We start from the raw sequence: 24,421 nt of genomic DNA, 5'->3' as shown, positions 1-24,421 counted from the left end.
GTCACTCCGCATTCTTCATTTCCTCTATCATGGCATCTAACTGTTTTCTAACTTGCAAATCAATAATGGCATGGGCATTTTCAACAACGCAGCCATTTTTATCCAATGTATTGTCTGTCAGTACAGCAAAGCGAATATCTTGGTTTTCTTTTTCAAACTCTTTGACTTTTTCTTTCACGAGTTCCTTTTGTTCCGGTCTGACCATCAAGGTAATGAATTGGTCTTCTCGTTTTAAACGATGCAGCACAGGATTGATCAAATCCATCACTTGATCCGACGAAACATCAATGCTTTTGTGCACAATGGTTTCAGCCATATGCCCAGCTAATTCTAAAAATTCATTTTTCTTCGCTTGGTAATAATTCTCCACGGTTTCTTTAGCTTCATCCAACATCTGTTGAATCGTATCTCTCATAACTTGGCTTTCTGCTTCAGCTTGTTTCATGCCAGTTGTATAGCCGGTTGTGTAACCCGTTTCGTACCCTTGTTTCTTACCTTGTTCAAAGCCAGATTTTTCAGCTGCTTCTTTCAGTTGCTCTGCTTCTTTTTCAGCTTTTGAGAGAATCGCTTGTTTCTTTTGCTGTGTCTCATTTAACAGGGCTCGGGCTTGAATCGCTTCAATAGGTTCTTCTTCGACCTGATCTGTTTCATTTAAATAGTCTTCAGAGGGTTTTGCAGGTGCCATGTCTGTTTGGATAAAAGTCCGGTTCTCTTCGGTAAAGGATTGTCCTTGCTTAATGATCCTATGAGATAATGGCATCAGAATCGCCTCTTCTCAAATAGATCTCGCCTTTTTCGTCTAAGCGACGAATCACGGTCACAATGCGTTGTTGAGCTTCTTCAACGGCAGATAAGCGAATAGGTCCCATGAATTGAAGATCTTCTTTAAGTGTGTCCACTGCACGAGTAGATAAGTTGGTGTAAATGAAGTTCTTGATTTCATCCGATACTCCTTTAAGAGCCAATGCCAAGTCGTCATTTTTAACATCTCTAAGAACTTTTTGTACATCGCCTTTTTCAAGCGTGATGATATCTTCAAACGTAAATAGACTTGCTTTAATTTCTTCAGCCAATTCGGGTTGTTTTTCTTCCAACACCTTAATAATATTTTTCTCAGTGCTTCGTCCAACTGAATTCAAGATTTCAACTAAGGTACGAACGCCACCGACTGTTTCCAGATCATTTTCAATGTAATTAGAAAATTTATTTTCGATTACTTTTTCAATCTTCTCAATAATGGCAGGAGATGTGCTGGTGATCGTTCCGATTCTTTCAGCAATTTCTGACTGCAATTCAATTGGAAATTCAGATAAAATTATGGCTGCTTTTTCAGGTTGCATATAACATAAGATCAAAGCAACGGTTTGAGGTTGCTCATTTAGCAATAAATTTGTCAATTGTTGAGGATCTGCTTTACGTGCAATGTTGAATGGGCGTTCACGCAATTGGATCTGATTCAACATGTCGATTACTTCTTTTGCACGCTGAGGACCGATTGCCATATTTAACAAGTTCTTTGCATAATCGATCCCTCCATCGATCACGTATTCTCTTGCTTGAGACATTTCGATAAATTCATTGATAACTGCATCCCGTTCTTCTGGATTCACATAATCAATGTTGGCTATTTCATAACTTACTTTTTGAATGTAGCTGTCCGGCAGATTTTTCATGATCTTGGCTGATGTTTCTGAGCCTAACGATATCAGCAATATAGCCGCTTTTTTTAATCCGTCTACTTCTTTCATACCTTCACCTACTCATCTTTCATCCAAATTTTGATCAAGTCAGCCGCACCTTCTGGACTTTCTTTCGCATAATCTCTTACAGTGCTTTCTTTTTCAGACATATTTTTATTTAATTCTCGCTTTAAATCTGCTTTTTCTTTCGCTTTTCTTTCCTCATCTAGTGGTTTGACTGGTCTTTGTGGCGCTACGATTGGCTCTGGTTCTTCCTCATCAAAGAAATCCAATTCATCGTCAGCAGTTGATCGTCTGCGTAACAACGTTAGTAATAAGATTAAGATCACAACGATCGCTAATCCCCCAACAAGATATGGCCAATACCGCATCATAACATCCTTGATATTGCTCTTTAATTGTTCTGGTGCTGTTGTTTCAATTGCATCAGTAGTGGTTGCAAAATCGATCCCTTGTATAGAAATCACATCTCGTTCTTCAACCGAACCAACTGTTGTAGCCACGATTGCTTCAAGAGCTTCTTTGTCAGCTGGGCTTAAATTGCCGTCAAAAATAACCGAAGTGCTTAACCGCTCTACTTCTCCGGGTGCTTTGACCGTATTGGTTGTTTCCGAATTCAACTCATAATTCGTCGTACGATTATAGGTAGAGTTTCCGCCTTCTTCGCCACTCTCGATTTGATTGATACTGTTTTCGAACCCTTCGCCTTCTTCTACATCAATGGTTCCACCACCGGCAGAAACTGTTTCGCTGCGGACAGAAGAATCGCCATAATTGATGATTTCACTTTCGCTTGAGTCAAAATTCATCTCAGCAGTCACTGCAACCGTCAATTTTTCGATGCCGTAAATCGGACCTAACGTTTGAATTAGTTTTTGTTCCAACTCTTGTTCATAGCTGCGCGTGATAGCTTGGTATTTACTAACTAAGTCTGTTGCATTCAAATTGCCTTCATCTTCTAATGCTGTACTCAATAAATTACCAGCTGTATCGACGATCTTAATGTTCTCTTTAGGCAGATTGTCTACAGCTCCTGAAATCAATGAAGCGATACCTTGTACAGCAGAAACAGGAATTTGTGACCCGCTGATTGGCGTCAAAACAACAGAAGCAGAAGCTTTTGACACATTTTCTTCGCTAGTAAAGACACTGTCTTCAGGTAATGACAACAGCACCTTTGCTTGTTCAATCGAATCCAATGCCGAAATCGAGCGTTCTAATTCACCTGTGACCGCTCTTTGGTACATGATTTTACGATCTTCATCTGTCGCCATCATGCTGGTCTCGTCAAAGATCTCAAATCCTGTGTTGCTTTTTGGCAACATATCATTTACGGCCAATTCAATTCTATATGTATCTACTTGAGCTTGATCAATTAAAATCGTTGTCCCATTGTCTTCTAACTTATAATCGATCCCTTTAGCTTTGATATCATTTACAATTGTCCCTGCATCGGCTTCTTCTAAATTAGAAAATAATGTAGCATACTCTACTTTTTGCGTATAGAAGGTCAAAGCCGTTACAATCGTAATGACAAGTACTAGAACCACACCTAATCCAATTCGTTTGCTTTTGCCAAGATTCGTCCAACCGTCTTTGATGCCAGTCCAGATTTTCTTAATTCCATTCATAATTAGCGTAACTCCCTCAAAAACTCATTAAAATTGCATATTTTTTATTTCGTTGTAAGCTTCTAGGCCTTTATTTCTTAATTGCAAAGCTAGTTCTAGTGACAATTGAGCCTCAGAAGTTTGAATCATCACATTATGTAAATTATCTGTATTGCCAGATACCAGGTCTTGTACACCTTGATCCGCTGATACTTGTTGTTCATTTAGCGAACTCATTGCATTTTCTAACATACCAGAAAATGACGATAGTCCGTTTGTTTCTTCGCTCGTTTGGGTATTCATTCCACTCGTTAGCCCTGTTTGTGATGGACCATTAACTAAACTATTAAAAAGTGTATCTACATTCATTTTAACTTCTCCTCTAAACCTTATTTATTAACCAATCGTGATTTGCAACGCTTTTGAGAGCATTTCTTTGCTGGCATTCATAGCTGTTACATTAGCGTCATACGTACGCAGTGTCGTCATCATATCGATCATTTCATCCGCCATATTGACGTTCGATTGCTGAACGTATCCTTCTTCATTTGCATCTGGGTTTGTTGGATCATACTCCATCACGATATCTTCTGTATTTTCTCTAATTTCAGTAGGTTTTACGCCAAAACTTTTTTCAGTTCCTTGACCAGCCATAGATGATTCAACTTGTTTCAAACTTTCTTCAAATACGACTTCTTTTTTTAAGTAAGGACCTTCTCCATCTTCTGTACGTGTAGTATTGACGTTCGCAATATTTGTTGAGATCGTATCTAGTTTTAGTCGTTCTAAACTTAATCCACTTGCATTTATCTGCATGGAATCAAAAATCGACATGAATACACCTTCTTCTTTTTCTATTTACTACTTCGTAATTACACTCCGCAACATAGAGTACTTAGCGTTTAATTGCGTTATCATTGCATTATAATAAATACTGTTGCTGGCTTCTTCCGCCATTTCGATATCAATGTCGACATTGTTGCCATTTTCTTTCACTGTTGTATCTGTTCTTTTAGATACCACTGGTGAAACATCTTCTAAACTTCCAAAACCTATATGTAAATCGTTCGTTTTATTCATCGCTGTCCCATTTGATACGTTGTCTAAAATTGTTTCAAAATCGACTTTGTTCACTTTGTAATCCGCTGTATTCACATTTGCAACATTGCTTGAAATCATTTCTTGCCTCATAGATGCAGCATCTAATGCATTTTTCATCAAATTATAGGTAGAGTCCACTTTTTTTTCACTCCCATATACTCATTTTTTATCTTGCTCTATTATGATCATTGCTCTCGTTTTACCGCCTTTAAATAAAACACACACGTTATTAATTATTATACATTTCTGAGTCGCCTTTTTGGCAAACTATGCAGTACTATCAACCTAAGAAAGTATATCTCATTTGTTTTTATTCAGCAATATACTTTCTTTGCTCGAATTGCTCAAAATAACACAAATAATTTTTTTTGAAAAAAATTTATTTTTTTCTTGATTTTTTTATTTAGTTTGATAATCAAATAAACTGCTGCTATTCTTAATTTTCTACGCAAAAAAACCTTACTTTTTTTAAGTAAGGAGAGCTCATTTCATTTAATTGATTATGTTATTTTACTGCACAAAAAGAATGTGTCAAAAAATCAACACTTGTTGTTTAAACTCTTATTCTATTTCAATCCAAGCATCACGCAGTTCTTCTACTAATTTACGGCTGCGCTTCACATCTTCTGCATTTTTTGACACATTTGCTTTGATTAATTCACTAGCGATATATTCATACATGCGGTAAAGGTTTTCAGCAACTTCTCCGCCTTTTTCAAAGTCTAACGTATTCATCAATTCAGCAATGATATCTTGGGCTTTGATCAATACTTGATTCGTTTTTTCGATATTCTTTTCAGCAATATGCAATTCAGCTAATTTCAAATTTTTGATGCAGCCTTCGTATAGCAATACGATCAATTTTTTAGGCGATGCTGTTAAAATTTGATTCTCTTTATAGATCGCTGATCCATTTTTTTGATACATTTTTTTTACCTCCTACTATTCAATTTAATTGTTACTAAATACCTCTGTCAACAAATACTGAATCACGTTTTACCGAAACGTAATTGTCTCTGACCTGATTTTTTTTGTTGATTTGGCGCATTTTATCCATTAATTCGTTTTTTTCAGTGCGAATCACCGCCATCATTTGTTGTTGCTGAGGAATGATCACCGTAAGAAGTTGTCTTTCAGTTGATGTGTACTGAAAGGCCTCATCTTCACTAAGCTTCTGTTCAATGACTTTTAGCTGATCCATATGATGTTGATTGTCAGCTATAATCGTTACAGCCTCTTCAGCACTGCCATTCCAAGAGTTCATTAAACTCATAATGTTTTCCAATACATTCGTTCGCAATTCAGTCCATTTCGTATCGGTCGTCATGATGAACACTCCTCTCCATATTTATTATCACTATATTATGATTCGTTTGTACTAAATTGGCTTTGTAGATAAGCCAATTGTGATTCAGCTTGCATCATAGCTGTATCTAAACGAGTGAACATCGCTACATAATTCTCGCGTTTTTTCTCTAATCGTTCATTGAACTTCGTAATGCTCTTAGAAATATCTTCTGATAATTTATCATATGTTGCTGACTTAGTCGCGATAATACCGGTTTTTTCTGAAATATACGTATCGACTAACGAACGCATTTTTTGAGCCATGCCGACTTCTTTTTCCGTTTTTACAGTCGTTGGTTCACCTTTTTCATCGATTCCCGGTGTTTCGGTTGTCGTTGTTTGGAACAATATCTTTTTCACAGCCGTTGGATCATCTGCTAAAGCGGTCTTTAACTTAGCTGAATCAAGAGTGGCTTTTCCATAACGGTCAACTGAAATCCCAACTGCTTCTAAATTATTATAAGACGGATTTCCACTATTCACGCTTTGAGTCATTAACGAACGCAATTCAGATTCCAAGCGTATTAAAGAACTGTCTCCAACTAACGCTCCTGTTTTATTGCTTTCCGCTGAAGGATCACCAACATCTAATTGATCACCAACAAATGTTAGTGTTGAATTGTATTGATCCACAAAAGATTGGAACGCTTTAACCGTAGTGTCAGTGTCTTCTTTGATTCCAATAGTAACAGGTTTTGAAGCTTCCGTTACACCTTTCAACTCAATGGTTAGACCTTCTACAGCATCTGTAATGCTATTGGTGTCACGCGTTACTGTAATACCATCTATTGTAAGCTCAGCTGTCTGTCCAACTTTATAATTTTCTTCAGGTATAGCTTCAAAACCTAAATCTTTAACGATCGTACCTGTACCACTAAATGATATATCACGTTTGCCCATTTTACTATCGGTCATAACTATCCGATTATCAACGATTTTTGCTTGAATGCCTGATTCTTTTGATTTTTCATTAATCTTTCCAACAATGTCTTTCAAGCTGTCCTCTTTTGAGATTTCAATCTTAAAGCCACCCGTAGTTGGCTTACCATCTACTTCTGGACCAGCATTTTCATGATTGATTATTGTGAATGTACCACTTAAATCTAAACTATCTTTAATTGTTTTATTTTCAGCTGACTCAATTACACCCGATGTTACTTGAGTTGAAGTTGCTAATTTAGTTACTTCAATACTATAATTACTTGCTGCTGAATCTGTACCAGCTGTAATCGCTACTTTAGTTGCATCACTTGAAGTGGTTGTTTTCGATTGAAAAGTTTTATCTTCTCCAAGAGTACCTAACTTGGTAAATAGACTATCTAACCGTGTATTGATGTCTTTCCAAGCATTTTTTTCTGCTGTAATACTTGTTTGTTTATTTGTATACTGAACAACTTTTCCTGACTCTGCTTCGATCATTGCGTCAATTGTTGCTGAATCGATACCTGAATAGGATCCTAAAAAATTAATACTGCTAGCCATACTTTCACTCCTTACGATCTACTAAAATTCCTGCCGAATCCCAAATACTTGCTAGTACATCTAGCATTTTTTCTGGCGGTATTTCTTTCACTACTTCTTCTGTTTGTTTATCGATCAATCTGACCACAGTTCTGCCAGTACCTTCATGGACTTTGAAATCAAATTGAGTTTTTAATCCCAACAAAAATTGATTGGCTTTTTCTACCGTTTGTTCCAATTCTTCTTTGGTTATTTCAGAAACAATAACTGTTTCTTGTTTATCTTCTGTATTTAAAGTTTTCTTTATGTATGATTGTTCTTTATCGGGTTGATAAATTGCATTCGATTCAACAGGACGAATTTGAAGAGATTTAGCAATAGCTTGTACGATATCCATATCTAACAACTCCATTTCTCAACATCGTATAGTTTACAATAAAATAAACGCCGACACAACGCTACCTTTTTTGTACTTATTGTGTATATCGACAACTTCATAAATAAATTAATAGAAAATACCTGGATTATTCATATTTTAAAAATAATGAATAAGCCAGGTATTGAGTTTAACTATTTAACTGGATAAAAATATTATTGTAATAGTTGTAGTACGCCTTGAGGCATTTGATTTGCTTGAGCCAACATTGCTGTTGAAGCTTGAGAAAGAATATTTGATTTCGTAAAGCTCATCATTTCTTCAGCCATGTCTACGTCAGTAATACGAGAGTTAGCTTCGGATAAGTTTTCTTTAGTAGTAGCTAAGTTAGAAACTGTGTGATCTAAACGGTTTTGAACAGCTCCTAAGTTAGCACGTTCTTCTGAAACAGATTTAATAGCATTATCAATTATTTTTAATGAAGCATCGAAAGTTGAAATTTTACCAGTATTATTAGTTTCTGAAGCTTCTGCAAGTGTGTCTATTCCTTCTTCTACTGGTGGAGTTGTTTCTTCTTCTACTGGTGGAGTTGTTCCTCCTTCTACTGGTGGAGTTGTTCCTCCTTCTACTAGTGCTGGATCATCAACTAACGTGTCTGTATTACTAGATACATTAATCAAAGAAGTACCCTCCGCAGTTGCAATCTTCAATCCAACAGATGACATATCTTTAATACTTAAGTCTATTTTTTGTCCAGCATTTGCTCCAATTTGGAAACTGAATTTAGTGCTTCCATCCGTTTCAGTTCCTTCTGTTAATAGTGTTTTAGTATTGAATTGTGTATCTCCTGCAATTCGTCCAACTTCCTTAGTTAATGAATCTATTTCTTTTTGGATAGCTTCTCTATCCGCAGTAGTATTTGTATCATTTGAAGCTTGAACAGTTAAGTCACGCATACGGTTTAAAATACTGTGTGTTTCGCTTAGAGCACCTTCAGCTGTTTGAATCAATGAAATACCATCTTGTGCATTACGTGAAGCTTGAGTCATACCTGAGATTTGGTTCTTCATTTTTTCTGAGATTGCTAAACCTGCTGCGTCGTCTCCAGCTTTGTTGATACGTAGACCTGATGATAATTTAGCTAATGAGCTGCTTTTTGAAGCATTAGCTGATGTTAATTGAGAGTAAGTATTCATTGCTGCTGTATTTGTATTAATTCTCATGATTGTATTTCCTCCTAAAGTCTATTTGTGAAGGTGTTGCCTTCTACCTCTTATATCGGCAAGTTTCATTATCAGTTAAGGATTTTTTTTATTTTTTTGTAATTATTAAACGTTCATCATTATCCGAAGAAGCTTGCCTTATACACCTTATATCGGCACAGTTAAATAGGAGTTAAGTCTTTTTAACAAAAAAAATAAAAAAAACTGGGCTATCTTAAAGATAGTCCAGTATGCTTGTTTGTAATATTTTAGTCCCCATTGATAAAGACGCTTGGTAAGCTGATTTTTCCATCGTAAATTGCATATATTTTTCAGCTAAATCAATATCTTGATTTTCGGATAACAATGTTTTAAGGTTTAGATTCTCACTATCATTGCGCTCTAATGTGGCACTTAGACGATTAAAGATTGCTCCGGTTTTAGAACGATTTGATACGACATTTTCAATTTCTTGATCCGCTCTGTCTAATAAACCTGATAATTTTTCTGTGTCATCTGCGTCTAAAGCGGTTAATACCTCAGAAAAGAAAGAACCCAAATTATCTGTTCCGTCCGCATTTTGTGCATTCATAAAATTACGGCCATCTGTACTCAATTCGACCGAAACACCTGGCGCAATTTCACGTGACAGGTTTCCATTACCTTCAGCTGTTCCACTATAAGTAATCCCAGTAATTTCCCCAGCTTCATTTTTTTGTACTTCAAATGGTTTCTCTGTGGTGTTTTTTCCTGCAAAAACATAGCGTCCACCAAAGTTTGTATTCAAAGCATCAACAGTTCCTTTAATTTCAGATTCAATTTCCGCTTTATTCGCTTGGCGGTCTTCGTGGCTTAGTGTGCCATTGGCTGAATATTGAATCAAGGTTTTAATACGTTGCATCGATTCTGTGGCACTGCTTAAAGCAGAATCTTGCACATTGGTCCACTGAATCGCATCATTGATCGTTGTTTTGTATTGGTCATTTTGAATAATTGAATTGTTCAAATCCAAAATTTTAGATACTTTTAATGGGTCATCAGAAGGTTTACTGACTTCTTTTAACGTTGATAATTGATTTTGGTATTTCATGACATTTTCTGTATTAGCCGAAAGATTACGTAAAAAACTTTTCGACATTAACGAATCGGTTACTCTCATTTACTATACCCCCGTCCGATTGATCAGTGTGTCCAACATTTCTGAAACGACTGAAATAATGCGAGAGTTGGCTTCAAAAGCACTTTGGTACGTAATGGTGTTAGTTACTTCTTCATTAATTGAAACACCTGAAACAGAATCTCTGCGGGCTTCAAGTAGACTAACTAAACTTCCTTGACTGTCTACCATGTTATCAGCTTGCTGCTTCACAATTCCCATTTGCGTAACACTGTCATTGTAAGCACCGGAAACCGTTAATCCACCTACTTGATTTTTGATTGTCATCGTATCTGAATCGTATTCGATTCCAATTGGATCAACTGGATAACCTAACTTCGTATTTTGCAATCCCGCAATGGCTTGAGCCCGTGTTCCGTCTCCACCAACAACGGATTCAATGTTTTTACCGGCATTGATTTTTGAGACGTCTGCTAGAATTTCTTTGTTTACTTGAATCGAAGCAGCATAATTTCCATCTGTTCCCAACTCAAAGAAGTTTAGTCCTTCTCCACCATCACTATGTACGGTATTCACTGCTGTCGCAAAAGTGAACGCCAACTCATTTAGTTCTTGTTTTTTAGTATCGATCTCGCTTAAAGCTTCTTGAGAACCTTTAATATTACCAGATGTGATATCGACAGTTTTGTCATTGACGGTTAATTGACCAGCCGGATCTGTTGCAACACTCATTTTAGCGATCGAATCTTCTGTTAGAACGGATTCCCCACCAACTGTGATGCTTACTCGGTTAAATTTATCGTAGCTTGCTTCAACTCCAGCAATCCCTGTCAATTCGCCTAAAAGTTTATCTTGTTGGTCTAATAGATCATTAGGTGCTTGACCTTGTGAAGTCATATTAAAAATTTGTTGGTTCAATGAATCCAATTGTTGAACTTTAGCATTAAAATCAATCACATTTTTTTCAATATCTTGAACCGTATCTTCATGTAAGCTGTCAATTTGATTCGACATGTGATGCAAAGTATCCGTAAAGGTTTCTGCATTTTGAGCAACCATTGTTTTAGCAGTCGCAAGTTCTGGGTTAGACCCTAAGTATGTCCAAGAAGCAAAGACTTTGCTTAAATTGTTATTCAATCCTGTTGTTGATGGCTCATTAAAGATTCCCTCTAATTGACCTAAAACTTCAGACTTTTTGTTATACATTTCTAGAGAAGAGTTCTCATTTCTTAATTGATTGTTCACATAAGGATCCACGATACGATCAATCGAAGCGATTCGGACACCTGTACCCAATTGACCGATTCCTCCAAGTGTATAAGGATTATCGGATACCATGTTTACTTTTTGTCTAGAATAGCCTTCTGTATTGGCATTGGAGATATTGTGACTGGTTGTTTGCAAAGCTGATTGCTGTACATTCAAGCCTTTTGTTGCATTGTTTAGAGTTCCAAATAAACCTGACATTCTTTCACCTCTTTATAGGGATTGATCAATGATATTTGCTTGTTGTACGGTACTGTAGTCTCCCTGTTTGGAGTATGTAGAACCGCCGGCGTTAACCCCTTTAGTAATAGCTTCCATCATTGTTTCTTGATAATTTAAAGCTTGTTCTGTTAGGGTTAAATTGGTTTGTTGTAAATTTTTGATTTCTTCTGCTAATTTGACAAGGTCTTCTTTTTTTGATCCTTCAGCTGTTAGTGTAGGAAGAAGATCTAAAAATTGTTGTTTTTGTTCAATAAGAGCTTTTACTTTAGCACTATCGTTTTGAATCAACGCTTGTTGTTCATCCATCAACAGTGTTTTAAATTGAACTAGAGTGTCGAGTGCGTTCACTTTTTTGTTCATTAATCCGTATACTCCCTTTGATTGTTCATTGCTTGCATCATTCCACTGGAAATTTTTTCAGGCGATACGCTATATGTGCCATTCAACACAGCTTTTTTAATTGCTTCTACATTTGGTGACATTGTTGGTGCATTTTCAGCTGCCTTTGTTTTAGCTAATTGCTTAGCTGCTTCAGAAATATCAACGGTTACTGATTCTTCATTTACTGACTCAGTATTTTTTTGTAGTCCTTTACTGTGGGCATTCTCTTGATTTTGACGGACAGTATTGATGTATTGGTTGTATCCATTATTTCCTATTTTCATCGTTGGTGCTCCTTTCTTCTCCCAAGTTTCGTTTTTTTTTCGTTAGTTTAAGTTTTTGAGTTTAGTTCCTTAGCAATTATCGGCAATTTTTTGCCTTACACATCTACTATCGGCACCTTTTCAGGATAATTAAGTCTTTCATTAAAAAAAGCAGTCTTCCATTCATTCTTTTTTATGTACATCTGTTTTATATCTTGACTCTTCTATACTAGCGTCTGACTTTCTATTATTCAAGCAGAAACTAAAAAAGCCAGAACAATTTGTTCTGACTTTTTTCCCTTTTTGTTCTAAATCGTGTTCTCAAAGCAGACCCGACATCCACTTCACAAACAATGCTCGATGGTCTATGACCACACTGCGCTTGTTTGCTCCAGTGCTTCGGGTCTAACCGCTTTTTACCACACTCCAAAATTTAATTTAAATGTTGAATGCGTTGTTCTTTGCTTAAAATGTTGGTGATTCGAATTCCGAAGCTTTCATTAATCACGACAACTTCGCCTTCAGCGATCAATTTTCCATTTACATAAATTTCTAAAGGTTCATCAGTCATTTTGTTTAGTTCAACAACTGATCCGGTTCCTAAAGACAAAATGTCTTTGATGGTTTTTTTGCTTTCGCCCAGCATAACGCTGAATTGCAGTGGTACATCCATAATTAAATCTAAATTTCTTGGAGTCTTCAAACTGCCAGCATGTGTCAATTCTTGGAACTCAGGTTTTTGAATTGCGATTTTACCTTCTGTGCTTTGCGGTACTTGGCTAGTAGCCGGTTCGACTGGAGCAGTAGGGGCTTCAGGTTGTGGCGGCAATTCACGGTCTTGAATCACTTCACCTTCATCTGCTAACACAATTTTCGAGATGTTTCTCACCGTCTCAAGAGTAAAGATCTGCATGATTTCACTTTGAATCAAGTCATCTACTGTCATCTGAAAAGCAATTTTGCATACTGTCGTATCTCCACTGATTTTGTCGTAGTTGGTGTGTTCTTGGTCTTTCCATACTTCAACATCTGGCGGGAAAATATCTACAATGCGTTCCAGCATGGTCGCCATAGCAGTTGCAGCAGAACCCATCATTTGGTTCATGGCTTCTCCTACAGCGCTTAATTCAAGCTCCGTAAATTCTTTTCCTTCAGCATCGCCGTTTCCGTCCATCATGAGATCCGCAATAATAATCGCATCTTTTTCATTCATCATTAACAGATTGCTGCCAGCTAACCCTTTTTTAAATTTAATGGTTGTGACTACTTTTGGTACAATACTTTCGTCAATGATTTCTTGGAATTTCAAGCAAGACACAACAGGCGTCGTGATCGTTACTCGATGATTCAAGATCGAAGACAATGTCGTAGCGGCTTGAGACATGGAAATATTTCCAATTTCTCCAATAATATCTACTTGTGTTTGGTCAAGTGTGTCAGTTGTTTGTGGCTCAGGGGTAGGGGCATTTCCATTCAACATTGCATCAATTTCTTCTTGCGTTAATTTTTCACTGCTCATTCGTCTGTCTCTCCTCCAATATACTGTAATACTTCAACCGCCATGTTTTTTCCTTTTAATCCTGGCTTAACAAAATAGCGTGGAAGTTTTTCCACAGATAAGATCAACGGATCAGATGTTTTACCATCTAAAGGAATGATGTCTCCCAATTCTAATTGTAGAAAGTTTTCCAACGTCATGACTGTTTCACCTAAAAGTACTTCTAGGTTTACTGGGGCAGAATGCAGACTTTTTTCTAATTTCCCACTATCTGAATGGTCGGTTTCTTTTTCAGAATGGAACCAATTGCGTAAACTTAATTTATCTAATATCCCTTCAAAAAAGATATAAGGAATACATAAATTAATAAATGTTCGAACATTAAACAATTCAACTGTGAATGTGACCAAAACGACTGGTTCGTTTGGAGACATGGCTTGCATCATTTGAGGGTTGGTTTCTGTTGAATCCATTGTCCCTTTAATTTCTACCACATCACGCCAAGCCAATTCAAAAGAATGAACAAAATTCGTTAATACTTCTTCTAAAATCGCCATCTCAATATCGGTAAAACTTTCTTTCGTCATTTCCTCTGCGTTGTCTCGAATTTCCACACTGCCGCATAACAAATCAACCAATTGCAAACAAAGTTGTGGACTGATTTCGATGATCTGCGTTCCTTCTAATGGTGCAGAATGGAATAATCCCATTAACGTAAAGCGCGGAACCGAGTGCACAAACTCATCAAAACTGACTTGTTCAATTGAAGCTAGCTGCACATCTACATTAGTTCTGACTTGAGTAGAAAGAATATTGCCGATTATTTTAGTGAATTCTTCGAAAACCATATTTAATGTACTTATGTATTCTTTTGACAGACGAACTGGACGTCTAAAGTCATAGCTTTTGACCTTGTTTTTTTCCTGTTCTTGTTCGTCTAAACCTTTAGCATCAATTTCTCCACTTTCTACCGCTTGCAATAACGAATCAATCTCTTGCTGTGATAAAACTTGCTTCACTAGTTATCCCTCATTTTTATAAAAATAGTTTCTCCATGTTGATGACACTCACTATTTGGTCTTTTACTTGAATCACGCTAGACACTAGCTCATCAGTTTTATCATCCAACTGTTGAATAGCAGACGGTTCAATATCCAAAACCCATGCGACTTCATCTACCATGAATGCTATCTTTTCCTCATCATTTTTCACAATGATGATGTTATTGTAACACATTTCTTCGGTTTCATCCGTGGGAGAAAGCAATTTATAAAAATTTATCAAAGTGATCACATTTCCGCGAAGATTAACAAGCCCTTGAACCCAAGATGGAGATTGAGGGACTGGGGTCCAAGGCATTTTATTTGTTATCTCTTCAACGTTTTCAGATGAAAAGGCATAATAATTTTCGTTTAAAGTAAAAATAATCATCTGCATATTTTTGTCACCTTTACAGACTTGCTTTGTCTAAAGCTTTGATTACACGATCACTATCGAATGGTTTTACGATAAAATCGACTGCTCCAGAACGAATAGCATCCATAACCATTCCTTGTTGTCCCATAGCACTACACATAACCACACGAGCAGCAGGGTCAAAAGCTTTGATTTCTTTTAACGCATCTACCCCATCCATTTCAGGCATAGTAATATCCATAGTTACTAGGTTTGGTTTTTCAGCTTTATATTTTTCAACGGCTTCAATCCCATTTTGTGCTTCTGCTACTACGTTATACCCATTCTTTTCTAAAATATCTTTCAATTTCATCCTCATAAAAGCTGCATCGTCTACGATCATTACATTTTTTGTCATTTGTTTTTCTCCTCTCAAACTGTTAGTGCTGTTAACATCTTTTCTATTATCCCTGGTTTTGGGACGAAATACAATGAAGATTCTAATCGATCTCCTAAATAATAAAATTCATTTTTAATGATCATGATAGAATCGTCGTATTGGTTTTGTTCTAAATACACACTGCTCATAATGGCGCCGAACATATCTTCAATAACGATTGGCACTGACGTGATCAAATTAGCGTCCATTAGTTTCATTACTGCATTCAAAAATGAATTAACGAGTATGTTTACCAACTCTTGCAAGGCTGAGTTAGCCATTGCTTCTGAGTAAGGTGTATTTTCTGGCAACATCATAGCAACGATTGTCTCTGAGACTTGTTGATCGACTGTGAAAAGAAAGACACCTTCTGCATCTCCCATCATCTTAATGATGACGGCTTTTATCACAGCTTCTTCCGGCATGATCTGCTCATAAACATCTGCATATTCCATCATTTCAATAACCGGAACCGTCATGTGGACCGGTTTTTCAATCAATTGGGATAAACTCGTTGCTGCATGTCCGCCACCGATATTGATCACTTCTTTTAGTACATCTAATTCCACCGCTGAGTAGTTAGACTTCACTGTACTCACCAATTCTTTCATTGCAAATAGCCGTTACATCTAAGATCAAAATGATGCTTCCATCTCCTAGAATTGTTGCGCCTAAGTATTTCTTCAGCATACTCAATTCTTGGCCTAGTTTTTTGATCACAATTTCTTGTTGTCTGACTAAATCGTCTACGACCAAGGCATTGTAGCTGTCTCCTTGTTTTACCAATACCAAGTGCAGATTGGTTTCTTCTATCGGTTCAATACCGAGTGATTGGTTCAAGCGAACGACCGGAACAGCTAACCCTTCATATTTATAGACTTCACGGTTATGAATACGGATAATGTCTTCTTCGGTTACTTTAACAATCGTTTTGATGATCCCTAATGGAATTGCAAAAGAATCTTGTCCCACTTTTACAAGCAAGGATTGAATAATCGATAACGTTAAAGGCAAATTGATTTTGAAAACTGTTCCTTGGTTGACTACACTTTCTAATTCAACTGTTCCGCCTAGTTCAGTGATTTTTTGTTTAACAGCATCCATTCCTACACCACGGCCAGAAATACTGGTCACTTCTTTAGCTGTTGAAAATCCTGGATGGAAAATCAATTGTTGGATCTCTTTGTCGCTCATTCCTTCAGTTGAGATCCCTTTTCGTTCAGCACTTTCTTTAATAATGGTAGGATTAACACCTTTTCCATCATCGCTCAACGTCAATACTACTCGATTGCCTTCTTGATAAGCAGTAATTTTAATGGTTCCTTTTGGATCTTTGCCTAATTTTACACGATCAGCGGGCATTTCTACTCCATGATCAGCTGAATTACGCAACAAATGCACTAAGGGTTCACTTAGTTCAGAAACAACGGTACGATCTAATTCCGTATCTTCACCTTCGATAACCAACTCAAACTCTTTACCTAAATCGTTTGCTAAGTCTCGGATCATGCGAGGAAAACGAGTCATTACCGTACTGACCGGCTGCATTCTGATTTTCAAAACCAAATCTTGTAATTCAGAACTGATCCTTGCTACGTGGTCCAGTGGTTCTTTCATTTCAGACACTTGCATTTGGTCGCTTAAGTCTTCTAATCGCGTACGGTAGATCACCAATTCTGACACTAAATTCATAAAGGAATCTAGTTTTCCGATGTCTACTCTGATGGATTGATTCATTGCATGACTTTGGCCTTTTGCTTTAGTTGTCTTTTCAACTTGAACCGGTTCAGCAGCACCTTCAAGGGTTGTAATTGCTGTTTGTTCCACTTGATTTTCTTGCGGTTCAGGTTTAGATAGAGTCGTTTCGGGTTCTTTCACGATTAAGTCTTCTGCTTGTTGAACCGTTTGAATCAATACTTCTTCAATTTCACTATTGTCTAACGCCAAGTTGAAAACTGTTTCTTCATCCAATTTGCTGACATAGATCAGTTTAAACACACTGCCGAAATCGTCATTTTCAAGAACTTCTGTGCCTGGTTCAGAATATAACACATCTCCATGTTGTTCCAACTTACTCATCACAAGATACACGCGGGCATTTTTCATTGAACTATCTTCATCAATTCGGATAGCCAATACATAAGCATTGTAGCCATCTTCTTTCGCTGCTTCAATGATCATTAAGTCTGAGTCTTCTACGTTTTCTAAGGCTAGATTAAGTGATGAACTTGTTTCTTGTTCCATTATCACTGTTCCTTGTGCTGTAGAACTATCACCGGAAGCCACATTATCCAACCGTTGAATCAAATTTTTGATATCGCGTTCTGCTTCATTTCCTTCTCTTAAATCTTCCACTAAGTCAGACAAGGTATCTAAACAATCAAATATTAGAGCGATAGAAGTTGCATCGGCTGGAATGATCTTTTGCTTCAATAAATCAAATACGTTTTCCATTTTGTGGGTCAATTTAGCCATTGTATCGTAGCCCATTGTTGCAGCCATTCCTTTAATCGTATGAGCTGATCGAAACATAACGTCTACAATACTGGAATCTTCAGGATTGTTTTCTAATTCAAGTACTTGTTCATTCAAACTTTGTAAATGTTCGTCCGTTTCTTCAAAAAATAAATCGAGGTATTTACTATTTTCGTCCATAGTGTCCCTCCCTTTCATTGTTTCTTGTAGTTTCTTGTGTGTTATATTTTTTCATAAATGAAAGAAGCTCGTTTAATAAGACCGTACTTCTCTGGGCTATAAATGGTTTCTGTCGCTCCTGTGAAAAACAAGCCGCCAGGAACCAATGCATCACTGAATTTTTGGTACAATTCTTCTTTTACTTCATTTTTAAAATAAATGGTCACATTGCGACATACGATCACGTTGTATCCTGTTCCAAAGCGGTCCCCAATTAAATCGTGCTTTTTAAAAGCTACTTTATTCTTGATTTGTTCAGATAAATAAAACGCATTATCTTCTTGAGTAAAGTAGTTCTGGCGATTCTTTTCATCAACATTTTTGATTTCTACACTTGAGTAGATTCCTTTTTTAGCTTTTGCTAAAATCGTTTCATCAATATCTGTAGCCGTTATTTTTTCCGCATGCTTAATGTTATGATTAGTCATGATCATAGCCAACGAATAAGCTTCTGCTCCGGTAGAACAAGCTGCACTCCAGATTTTTAAAGCACCAAACTTTGGCTCTAAATACGATACCATCAATTCTTCGAATTCATCAAACACTTCTTTATTACGGAAAAAATCCGTTACATTAATGGTAATGTAATTCAAAAAGTTCTTTTTCACTATAGGATCTGATTGTATTTTAACCGCATATTCTTCCAACGTTGCTGCTCCGGTATTCTTCATGATCGTTCCAATCCGTCTTTGAAGCTGTTTTTCTTTGTATCCTTCTAGATTAATATTTAAATGTTCTTTTGTCCACGCGTAAAAAAAATCGAAATTCAACATTTAGCTTCGCATCCTTATCATCCAATTGATCAATTCTGATATTTCATCTAAACTGGCGATCTCGTCAATAACACCTTTTTGTACCGCATTACCTGGCATCCCATAAACAATTGATGTCTCTCTGTTTTGAGCCACTGTAAAACCGCCTATTTTTTTGATTTTAGCTAACCCACGAGCTCCGTCATGTCCCATTCCGGTTAAAATAAAGCTGACTAAATCACTGCCATAAACTTCAGCAGCAGCTTCAAACAAATAATCGACAGCTGGTCTCACACCATGTAGCTTATCTGCTTCATTTAGTTTGATGGAGTTATCTTTAATAATCATATGGTATCCACCTGGAGCAACATAAACGACGCCGCCTTTGATTGGCATACCATCTTCGGCTTCTACTACAGTTGCTGCAGATTCTTTGTCCAACCGTTTAGAAAATGAAGTTGTAAATCCTTTCGGCATGTGTTGAACAATAAAAATAGGAAAACTTAAGTTGTCTGGCAATGATCGAATAATCGAAAATAACGCTTTAGGTCCGCCAGTTGAAGCGCCTATCGTAATGGCTTTTACTTTCTTTGGCAATCTTTTTTCTAATTCATTTGCCTGCAACAGTGATGTTTCTAGTGGTCGTTCACTTTTTTTCTGTTCAAATAAAGGTTTGATTTTATCTGCTACTTCGTTTTTGAATCCATCTGTTTGATTTCTGATATCATGTGGCTTTTCAATAAAATCCATTGCTCCCAAGTCCAAAGCAGCGATTGTATTGTCTTCTCCGCTAAACGAACTCATCATGATAACCGGTATAGAGTAATCTTTCTTTATGATCTCAAGTGTTTCTAGCCCATTTAATCCCGGCATTTCAATATCCAATGTGATCACATCAGGTTGAAGCTGCGGAATTGCCTTTAGTGCATCTCGACCATTTCTAGCCGTCCCGATAACTTCCAATCCCTCAATACTCGCTATCGTTTCACTGATAACTTTTCTCATGAAAGGAGAATCATCCACAACCAGTACTTTTATATTCACTCTTTATTACTCCCCTATCCCTGTTTACAGTACAATTATTTCTCTATTCACCATTCGAATATTCACTGTAAAGGTGGCTAAGTCTACGCTCATTGTTCTGCCCATGCTTCCTCCAGTATGATTGGCTAATAAAGGAATCCCTAGTTGTTTCAAAACTTCTTCAACCGCAAGTACATTTCGATCTCCGATACTTCCATGCGGAAGATCTTTAGAAAATTGAAACATGCTTGCGCCACCTGCTATTTTAGCAACAAGCGGATTATTGTTGGTTCGTTTATTTATTTCTGATACCATGTGAGGAATAGCTAAATCAGCAAATTTTTCAACTTTGCTGGCATCTTTGAACGCACTGCTCTCAGGCAGCATGATGTGGCTCAATCCGCCGATTTTTGTTTTAGGATCATAGAGCGCAATGCCCACACAAGATCCCAACCCTACTGTTATTAACGTTTGAGGTTGTTGTGCCACTTTATAGTCTGAGATCCCAACCCTTAATTCATCTGCCATACATCTTTCACCATTCCTCTAACCATTCTTATCGATTCATCAATGACAGCAATTCATGTTCGCCATATTCTGAAAAAATGCTATTCACATCTAATTGTAAAATGATGCCCTCTTCTGTTCTGATAAAAGCCATCACATAACTAGCTGCTTCTTGATTTGTTTTCTCTGATACTTCATGATCGCCACTGTCAAAAGAACGAATAGTGGTTACTTTATCTACTGCTAAACCAATCTTTTTCTCTTGCCAACTTACAACGATCACTTTAGTTTCATCAGTCACTTCTGTTTTACGTTGGAAGAACCGTTCACTTAAATCAATAATTGGTAAAATACCGTCCCCGTAATCTATCGCCCCCAATACATAGACCGATGTATCTGGAATCTTTGTCAATTCTTCGACATGAATGATTTTTTCAGTTACTTCGATTGGAACGGCAAAACTTTGACCCCCACTATTAAATACAACAAACTTTTCCATTATTCTACTCCTCCATTTTATTTATAGGATAATGAACGTGTACCAACTTTGTGAGCACACGCCACATTCCATTCCCATTGATTTATTTTCTAATCCAACTTAAATTGATTCGTTTCTTCTTTTAATTCATTCGCAATAGATTCTAATTTAGCGATACTTGAAGAAAATTCTTCCATTGTAGCTAAGATTTCTTCCGCATTTGCAGACACTTCCTCAGTTCCAGCTGAGTTTTCTTCTGCTGAAGCAGCAATATTTTCAATCGCTATTACTGTTTCATCTTTTTTAGCTGAGATAACAAAGCCTAAGCTAGCTACATTCATAATACTTTCAACCAATTTATCCATTTGATCCGTTACTTTATTTGATGAATCGATTGCTTCATTAATCGTTTTCGTTTGGACTTCACTTTCTGCATGGGATTGTTCTACTTTGTTGACCATTTCATTTGATTTTTCTTGGATTGTTTTGATAATTGCTGCAATATCTTTTGTTGATTCGTCACTCTTCTCAGCTAATTTTCTGATTTCATTAGCAACAACTGCAAATCCTCGACCACTTTCTCCTGCACGAGCAGCTTCAATAGAAGCATTCAATGCTAACAGATTAGTCTGGTCAGATATTCCATCAATAACTTTAACAATTTTTTCAATATTTTGAATATCTTCATTTACATCGTGAATACTATCGCCTAATTTATTCATTGTCTCAATCGTGGTTTCCCAATTCTCATGAACGACAGCCATCATTTGAGAGTTTTTACCATTTGCAATCGTCGTGTCATCAGTATGTTGACCCATTTTTTGAATATTTTGATCAATTTCACCTAATGTTTTAGATAATTCTTCCATTTTTCCTACTGTATCCTCTGTATCTTGTGTTTGGATACTTGTTGCTTGAGCAATACCTGTGATTGTTTCAGATACTTCTTCTGTTGCGGAAGTGGTTTGTTTAGAAATATCGTTCAATGTTTGGGTCATATCCGTTAAATGATTGCTTTTTTGTTGAATGCCTCCTACCATTTCTCTGAATTGATGCATCATTTTATTAAAAGCAAATCCAATTCTTCCGATTTCATCACTATTTTCATTAATTGTTTTTCGTTTTCTAAACGCTTTAAAGTAAGGTTTATTTGGTAGAATATTAAAATCTTCGCTGGTAATTTCTGCAGTCAAATCTCCAGCTTCAACTTTACTGAAAGCTTTAGTCAATGCTTTGGCAATCGTCATAACATATTTTGAAGCCATCAATGCACTTAGTATGGCGATAATGATGCCGATAACTAAACCAATAAGAGCTGATCGTTTTGTAGCATTTACTTCATTAGCCATTTCGTCCTCGCCAACTACTCCATACACAGTCATTCCTAATCGGCTGGCTTTAGCATAGTAGCTGTCAATTTCTTGATTATTATTTTCATCATAAATATAACCTGTTTGGTCTGTTGCCTCTTTGACTAAGGTACTGTCACTAATATTCGTTCCAATTTTCTTAGGATCATTATCCATCAAATAATCCCCTGATTCAGAAAGAACAAAAAAGTGTCCAGTATTGCCGTTTTGTATAGAAGTTAAGTAGGTATTCATTCTCTCTAAGTTTAAATCAATTGCTAAAACACCATAAAAAGTGTCATCTACAATGATTGCTCTAGAAAGAGTCATCGCCATAGACCCTGTCTTTGCATCACGATAGGGCTCACTCCAAATCATTGCGCCATTACGTTTGACTGCTCTTTGGTACCAAGTTGTTGCACTTGCATCAAAGTCTGAGGCTAAATCTTCAACTGTTCCCATGACTTCTTGATTTTCAGGTGCATAATAAGCATTTCCTATGTACATACTATTTTTCAAAACAAATTGTAATTCTTCTTGAACGAAGGCCTGAGCATCTTCATCCTCAGCAACTTCTTGAAATTCTGGCTTTTCGGCTAAAGAATTAATGGTATTTTCTAATTCTTGACCAATCCAGTCTAGTTGCGTTGTGAATTGTGTGGCTAGATTTTTTTCACTTTGTTCAATACGCTGAGATAACAAATTTTGTGTGCTGTAATAATTCATGACCAACACAATAATGATCGGTAGTGTGATCATTACTATCAAAGTAGGGATGATCATCAATCTAATACTTTTTTTCCTTTGACTCTTCTTTTCACGTAGCTTCTTCACCAACAAGCTCCTCCTTATGTAAAACTTCTCTAAAAACAATATTTTTTTACTAACTGTATTTTATTAAAGTTCTCATTGCTCTTTTTATTTAAACGTTTATTAAATAGCATATCGGTATTTTCCTTTCTTTCTTAAGTGTTTAAGTTTCTTTTTTTATTTGTTCTTAATGTTGTCACACCTTATCCATCGAAATAAAGGGTGCTTGATTATTTTTAACATTGCGTACAAACACTAAAAATCAAAAAATAAGCACCCTTTTGTCTGAAAAGTAAAAGGATGCTTAGTTTTGTTTTATTCAATTTATTGAGTCTTGTTACTTTTATCTCTTAAGGCAATTTATTTCCAGCTGCTCGATAAATGTCATACCATTCTTCATGTGTGATGCGCACCTCAGAAGCTTTTGCATAATCTGTCAAACGCTCTGGAGTCATTGTTCCAACAATTGCTTGTATATGTGCTGGATGGCGTAAGATCCAAGCAATAGCTGTTGCTGAATTAGATAAGCCGTAACGTTCGCCAACTTCTTTCAACTTTGCATTTATCTCAGGGAAGTTTTCGTTATCCACAAAAATATCTCCACCGCTTTTGATCGGTGACCAAGCTTGCAATGTCATATCTTCTAAACGACTATAATCCAATATTCCACCATCTCGATTTATCCCATTATCAAATTCAGTATTCACATTTATTCCAGCATCCACCATACCAGTATGCATCGTACTAAACTGCATTTGGTTCGCGACTAAAGGTTGCTTTACATATTTTTTCAATAATTCAATCTGGTAAGGATTGTGGTTGCTGACACCAAAATTGCGGACTTTTCCGCTTTTTTCTAATTCTTCAAAAACTTCAGCTACGATCTCTGGTTCAACCAATGCATCTGGACGGTGCAATAACAACGCATCTAAGTAATCTGTATTTAAGCGTTTCAAGATACCGTCTACACTCGTTACTAAATGTTCTTTTGAAAAATCGTAGCTCCCTTTTCGAATGCCTACTTTAGATTGGATCAGCATTCTTTCTCGTAGAGAAGGATCCATTTCAATTACTTTTCCTAACGTTTCTTCGGCTTTTCCACCACCATAGATATCGGCTAAATCAAAAAAATCAACTTCTAAGTCTAAAGCATTTCTCACTACTTTATCAGCTTCTTCTGGTGATAATTTCCCCATTGACATACAGCCTAATGCAATATTTGGTACCATTAATTCACTTTTCCCTAAAAACATTCTTTTCATATTCATTAACCTTCTTTCTTTTATATAAGAAATCGTTTTCAGTATACCACTTTTGACTATTTTTTACTAAAGATAGAATGTTCATTACCTTCGTTCAATTTGCATATTAGACTGCTTTTTTTGCTCAGTGTATGTTAGTTGACGTAAGAGTGAGTGCATTTTGTTAGT

Annotated in this window: 27 protein-coding genes; all 27 read right to left on the bottom strand. The window is 36.6% G+C overall.

The window, feature by feature from the left end; all coding sequences use genetic code 11:
• Position 1 precedes the first annotated feature (1 nt).
• Positions 2-760: a FliH/SctL family protein gene (locus tag NST49_RS05260; protein ID WP_341047412.1), complete on the bottom strand. Its 759-nt coding sequence runs from the start codon at positions 758-760 to the stop codon at positions 2-4.
• On the bottom strand, positions 744-1,748 hold the full coding sequence (gene fliG, locus NST49_RS05255) for a flagellar motor switch protein FliG (protein ID WP_023179027.1): 1,005 nt from the start codon (positions 1,746-1,748) through the stop codon (positions 744-746). Before fliG ends, NST49_RS05260 begins: the two co-directional genes overlap by 17 nt.
• 8 nt (positions 1,749-1,756) lie before the next feature.
• Positions 1,757-3,331, bottom strand: coding sequence for a flagellar basal-body MS-ring/collar protein FliF (fliF, locus tag NST49_RS05250; RefSeq protein WP_341047410.1), 1,575 nt, complete (start codon positions 3,329-3,331; stop codon positions 1,757-1,759).
• A gap of 27 nt (positions 3,332-3,358) precedes the next feature.
• Positions 3,359-3,679 (bottom strand): flagellar hook-basal body complex protein FliE, encoded by a 321-nt coding sequence (fliE, locus tag NST49_RS05245; protein WP_341047408.1) that lies wholly within the window; start codon positions 3,677-3,679, stop codon positions 3,359-3,361.
• A gap of 27 nt (positions 3,680-3,706) precedes the next feature.
• Positions 3,707-4,144: a flagellar basal body rod protein FlgC gene (gene flgC / locus NST49_RS05240; protein WP_023179032.1), complete on the bottom strand. Its 438-nt coding sequence runs from the start codon at positions 4,142-4,144 to the stop codon at positions 3,707-3,709.
• A gap of 27 nt (positions 4,145-4,171) precedes the next feature.
• Positions 4,172-4,549 (bottom strand): flagellar basal body rod protein FlgB, encoded by a 378-nt coding sequence (flgB, locus tag NST49_RS05235; protein ID WP_341047405.1) that lies wholly within the window; start codon positions 4,547-4,549, stop codon positions 4,172-4,174.
• A 423-nt stretch (positions 4,550-4,972) separates the two neighbouring features.
• Entirely contained in the window at positions 4,973-5,338 is a 366-nt protein-coding gene (gene fliS, locus NST49_RS05230) for a flagellar export chaperone FliS (RefSeq protein ID WP_341047404.1), read from the bottom strand.
• 34 nt (positions 5,339-5,372) lie between these two features.
• Entirely contained in the window at positions 5,373-5,738 is a 366-nt protein-coding gene (locus tag NST49_RS05225; protein ID WP_341047402.1) for a flagellar cap protein, read from the bottom strand.
• A 35-nt stretch (positions 5,739-5,773) separates the two neighbouring features.
• Positions 5,774-7,240, bottom strand: coding sequence for a flagellar filament capping protein FliD (gene fliD / locus NST49_RS05220; protein WP_341047401.1), 1,467 nt, complete (start codon positions 7,238-7,240; stop codon positions 5,774-5,776).
• A gap of 4 nt (positions 7,241-7,244) precedes the next feature.
• Positions 7,245-7,616, bottom strand: a complete 372-nt coding sequence (locus NST49_RS05215) for a flagellar protein FlaG (RefSeq protein ID WP_341047400.1) — start codon at positions 7,614-7,616, stop codon at positions 7,245-7,247.
• Positions 7,617-7,810: 194 nt separating this feature from the next.
• The gene (locus NST49_RS05210) at positions 7,811-8,818 is read right to left on the bottom strand and encodes a flagellin N-terminal helical domain-containing protein (RefSeq protein WP_341047399.1); all 1,008 of its coding nucleotides are present in this window, start codon (positions 8,816-8,818) and stop codon (positions 7,811-7,813) included.
• Positions 8,819-9,032: 214 nt separating this feature from the next.
• Positions 9,033-9,956 (bottom strand): flagellar hook-associated protein FlgL, encoded by a 924-nt coding sequence (flgL, locus tag NST49_RS05205; protein ID WP_341047398.1) that lies wholly within the window; start codon positions 9,954-9,956, stop codon positions 9,033-9,035.
• A gap of 3 nt (positions 9,957-9,959) precedes the next feature.
• Positions 9,960-11,381 carry a flagellar hook-associated protein FlgK gene (gene flgK / locus NST49_RS05200; protein WP_341047396.1) on the bottom strand — a complete coding sequence of 474 codons (1,422 nt, stop codon included), beginning with the start codon at positions 11,379-11,381 and terminating at the stop codon, positions 9,960-9,962.
• Between the two features lie 12 nt (positions 11,382-11,393).
• The gene (locus NST49_RS05195) at positions 11,394-11,762 is read right to left on the bottom strand and encodes a flagellar motor switch protein (protein WP_341047394.1); all 369 of its coding nucleotides are present in this window, start codon (positions 11,760-11,762) and stop codon (positions 11,394-11,396) included.
• Positions 11,762-12,067 (bottom strand): flagellar biosynthesis anti-sigma factor FlgM, encoded by a 306-nt coding sequence (flgM, locus tag NST49_RS05190; RefSeq protein WP_251165674.1) that lies wholly within the window; start codon positions 12,065-12,067, stop codon positions 11,762-11,764. The genes NST49_RS05195 and flgM overlap by 1 nt, the downstream gene beginning before the upstream one ends.
• 412 nt (positions 12,068-12,479) lie before the next feature.
• Complete coding sequence (fliY, locus tag NST49_RS05185; RefSeq protein ID WP_341047392.1) at positions 12,480-13,565, bottom strand: flagellar motor switch phosphatase FliY; 1,086 nt, start codon at positions 13,563-13,565, stop codon at positions 12,480-12,482.
• The gene (gene fliM / locus NST49_RS05180; protein WP_023179054.1) at positions 13,562-14,563 is read right to left on the bottom strand and encodes a flagellar motor switch protein FliM; all 1,002 of its coding nucleotides are present in this window, start codon (positions 14,561-14,563) and stop codon (positions 13,562-13,564) included. Before fliM ends, fliY begins: the two co-directional genes overlap by 4 nt.
• Positions 14,564-14,579: 16 nt before the next feature.
• On the bottom strand, positions 14,580-14,981 hold the full coding sequence (locus NST49_RS05175) for a chemotaxis protein CheW (RefSeq protein ID WP_341047390.1): 402 nt from the start codon (positions 14,979-14,981) through the stop codon (positions 14,580-14,582).
• Between the two features lie 13 nt (positions 14,982-14,994).
• Complete coding sequence (locus NST49_RS05170; RefSeq protein ID WP_023179056.1) at positions 14,995-15,357, bottom strand: response regulator; 363 nt, start codon at positions 15,355-15,357, stop codon at positions 14,995-14,997.
• 14 nt (positions 15,358-15,371) lie between these two features.
• The gene (locus tag NST49_RS05165) at positions 15,372-15,968 is read right to left on the bottom strand and encodes a chemotaxis protein CheC (protein WP_341047389.1); all 597 of its coding nucleotides are present in this window, start codon (positions 15,966-15,968) and stop codon (positions 15,372-15,374) included.
• Complete coding sequence (locus NST49_RS05160) at positions 15,958-18,033, bottom strand: chemotaxis protein CheA (protein ID WP_187948476.1); 2,076 nt, start codon at positions 18,031-18,033, stop codon at positions 15,958-15,960. Before NST49_RS05160 ends, NST49_RS05165 begins: the two co-directional genes overlap by 11 nt.
• 41 nt (positions 18,034-18,074) lie before the next feature.
• Positions 18,075-18,845: a CheR family methyltransferase gene (locus NST49_RS05155; protein ID WP_034537509.1), complete on the bottom strand. Its 771-nt coding sequence runs from the start codon at positions 18,843-18,845 to the stop codon at positions 18,075-18,077.
• Positions 18,846-19,868 (bottom strand): protein-glutamate methylesterase/protein-glutamine glutaminase, encoded by a 1,023-nt coding sequence (locus tag NST49_RS05150; RefSeq protein WP_341047388.1) that lies wholly within the window; start codon positions 19,866-19,868, stop codon positions 18,846-18,848.
• Positions 19,869-19,892: 24 nt separating this feature from the next.
• The gene (locus NST49_RS05145; protein ID WP_341047387.1) at positions 19,893-20,375 is read right to left on the bottom strand and encodes a chemotaxis protein CheD; all 483 of its coding nucleotides are present in this window, start codon (positions 20,373-20,375) and stop codon (positions 19,893-19,895) included.
• A 28-nt stretch (positions 20,376-20,403) separates the two neighbouring features.
• Positions 20,404-20,853 carry a chemotaxis protein CheW gene (locus NST49_RS05140; protein ID WP_341047385.1) on the bottom strand — a complete coding sequence of 150 codons (450 nt, stop codon included), beginning with the start codon at positions 20,851-20,853 and terminating at the stop codon, positions 20,404-20,406.
• Between the two features lie 89 nt (positions 20,854-20,942).
• Complete coding sequence (locus tag NST49_RS05135; RefSeq protein WP_341047384.1) at positions 20,943-23,015, bottom strand: methyl-accepting chemotaxis protein; 2,073 nt, start codon at positions 23,013-23,015, stop codon at positions 20,943-20,945.
• Positions 23,016-23,341: 326 nt separating this feature from the next.
• On the bottom strand, positions 23,342-24,253 hold the full coding sequence (locus NST49_RS05130) for an aldo/keto reductase (RefSeq protein ID WP_341047382.1): 912 nt from the start codon (positions 24,251-24,253) through the stop codon (positions 23,342-23,344).
• Between the last annotated feature and the right edge of the window lie 168 nt (positions 24,254-24,421).

The sequence above is a fragment of the Carnobacterium sp. FSL W8-0810 genome, from assembly GCF_038007125.1.
Lineage (GTDB): Bacteria > Bacillota > Bacilli > Lactobacillales > Carnobacteriaceae > Carnobacterium_B > Carnobacterium_B inhibens.
The sequence above is the reverse complement of the archived record's forward strand: the minus strand, read 5'-3'. Positions and strand labels throughout refer to the sequence as shown.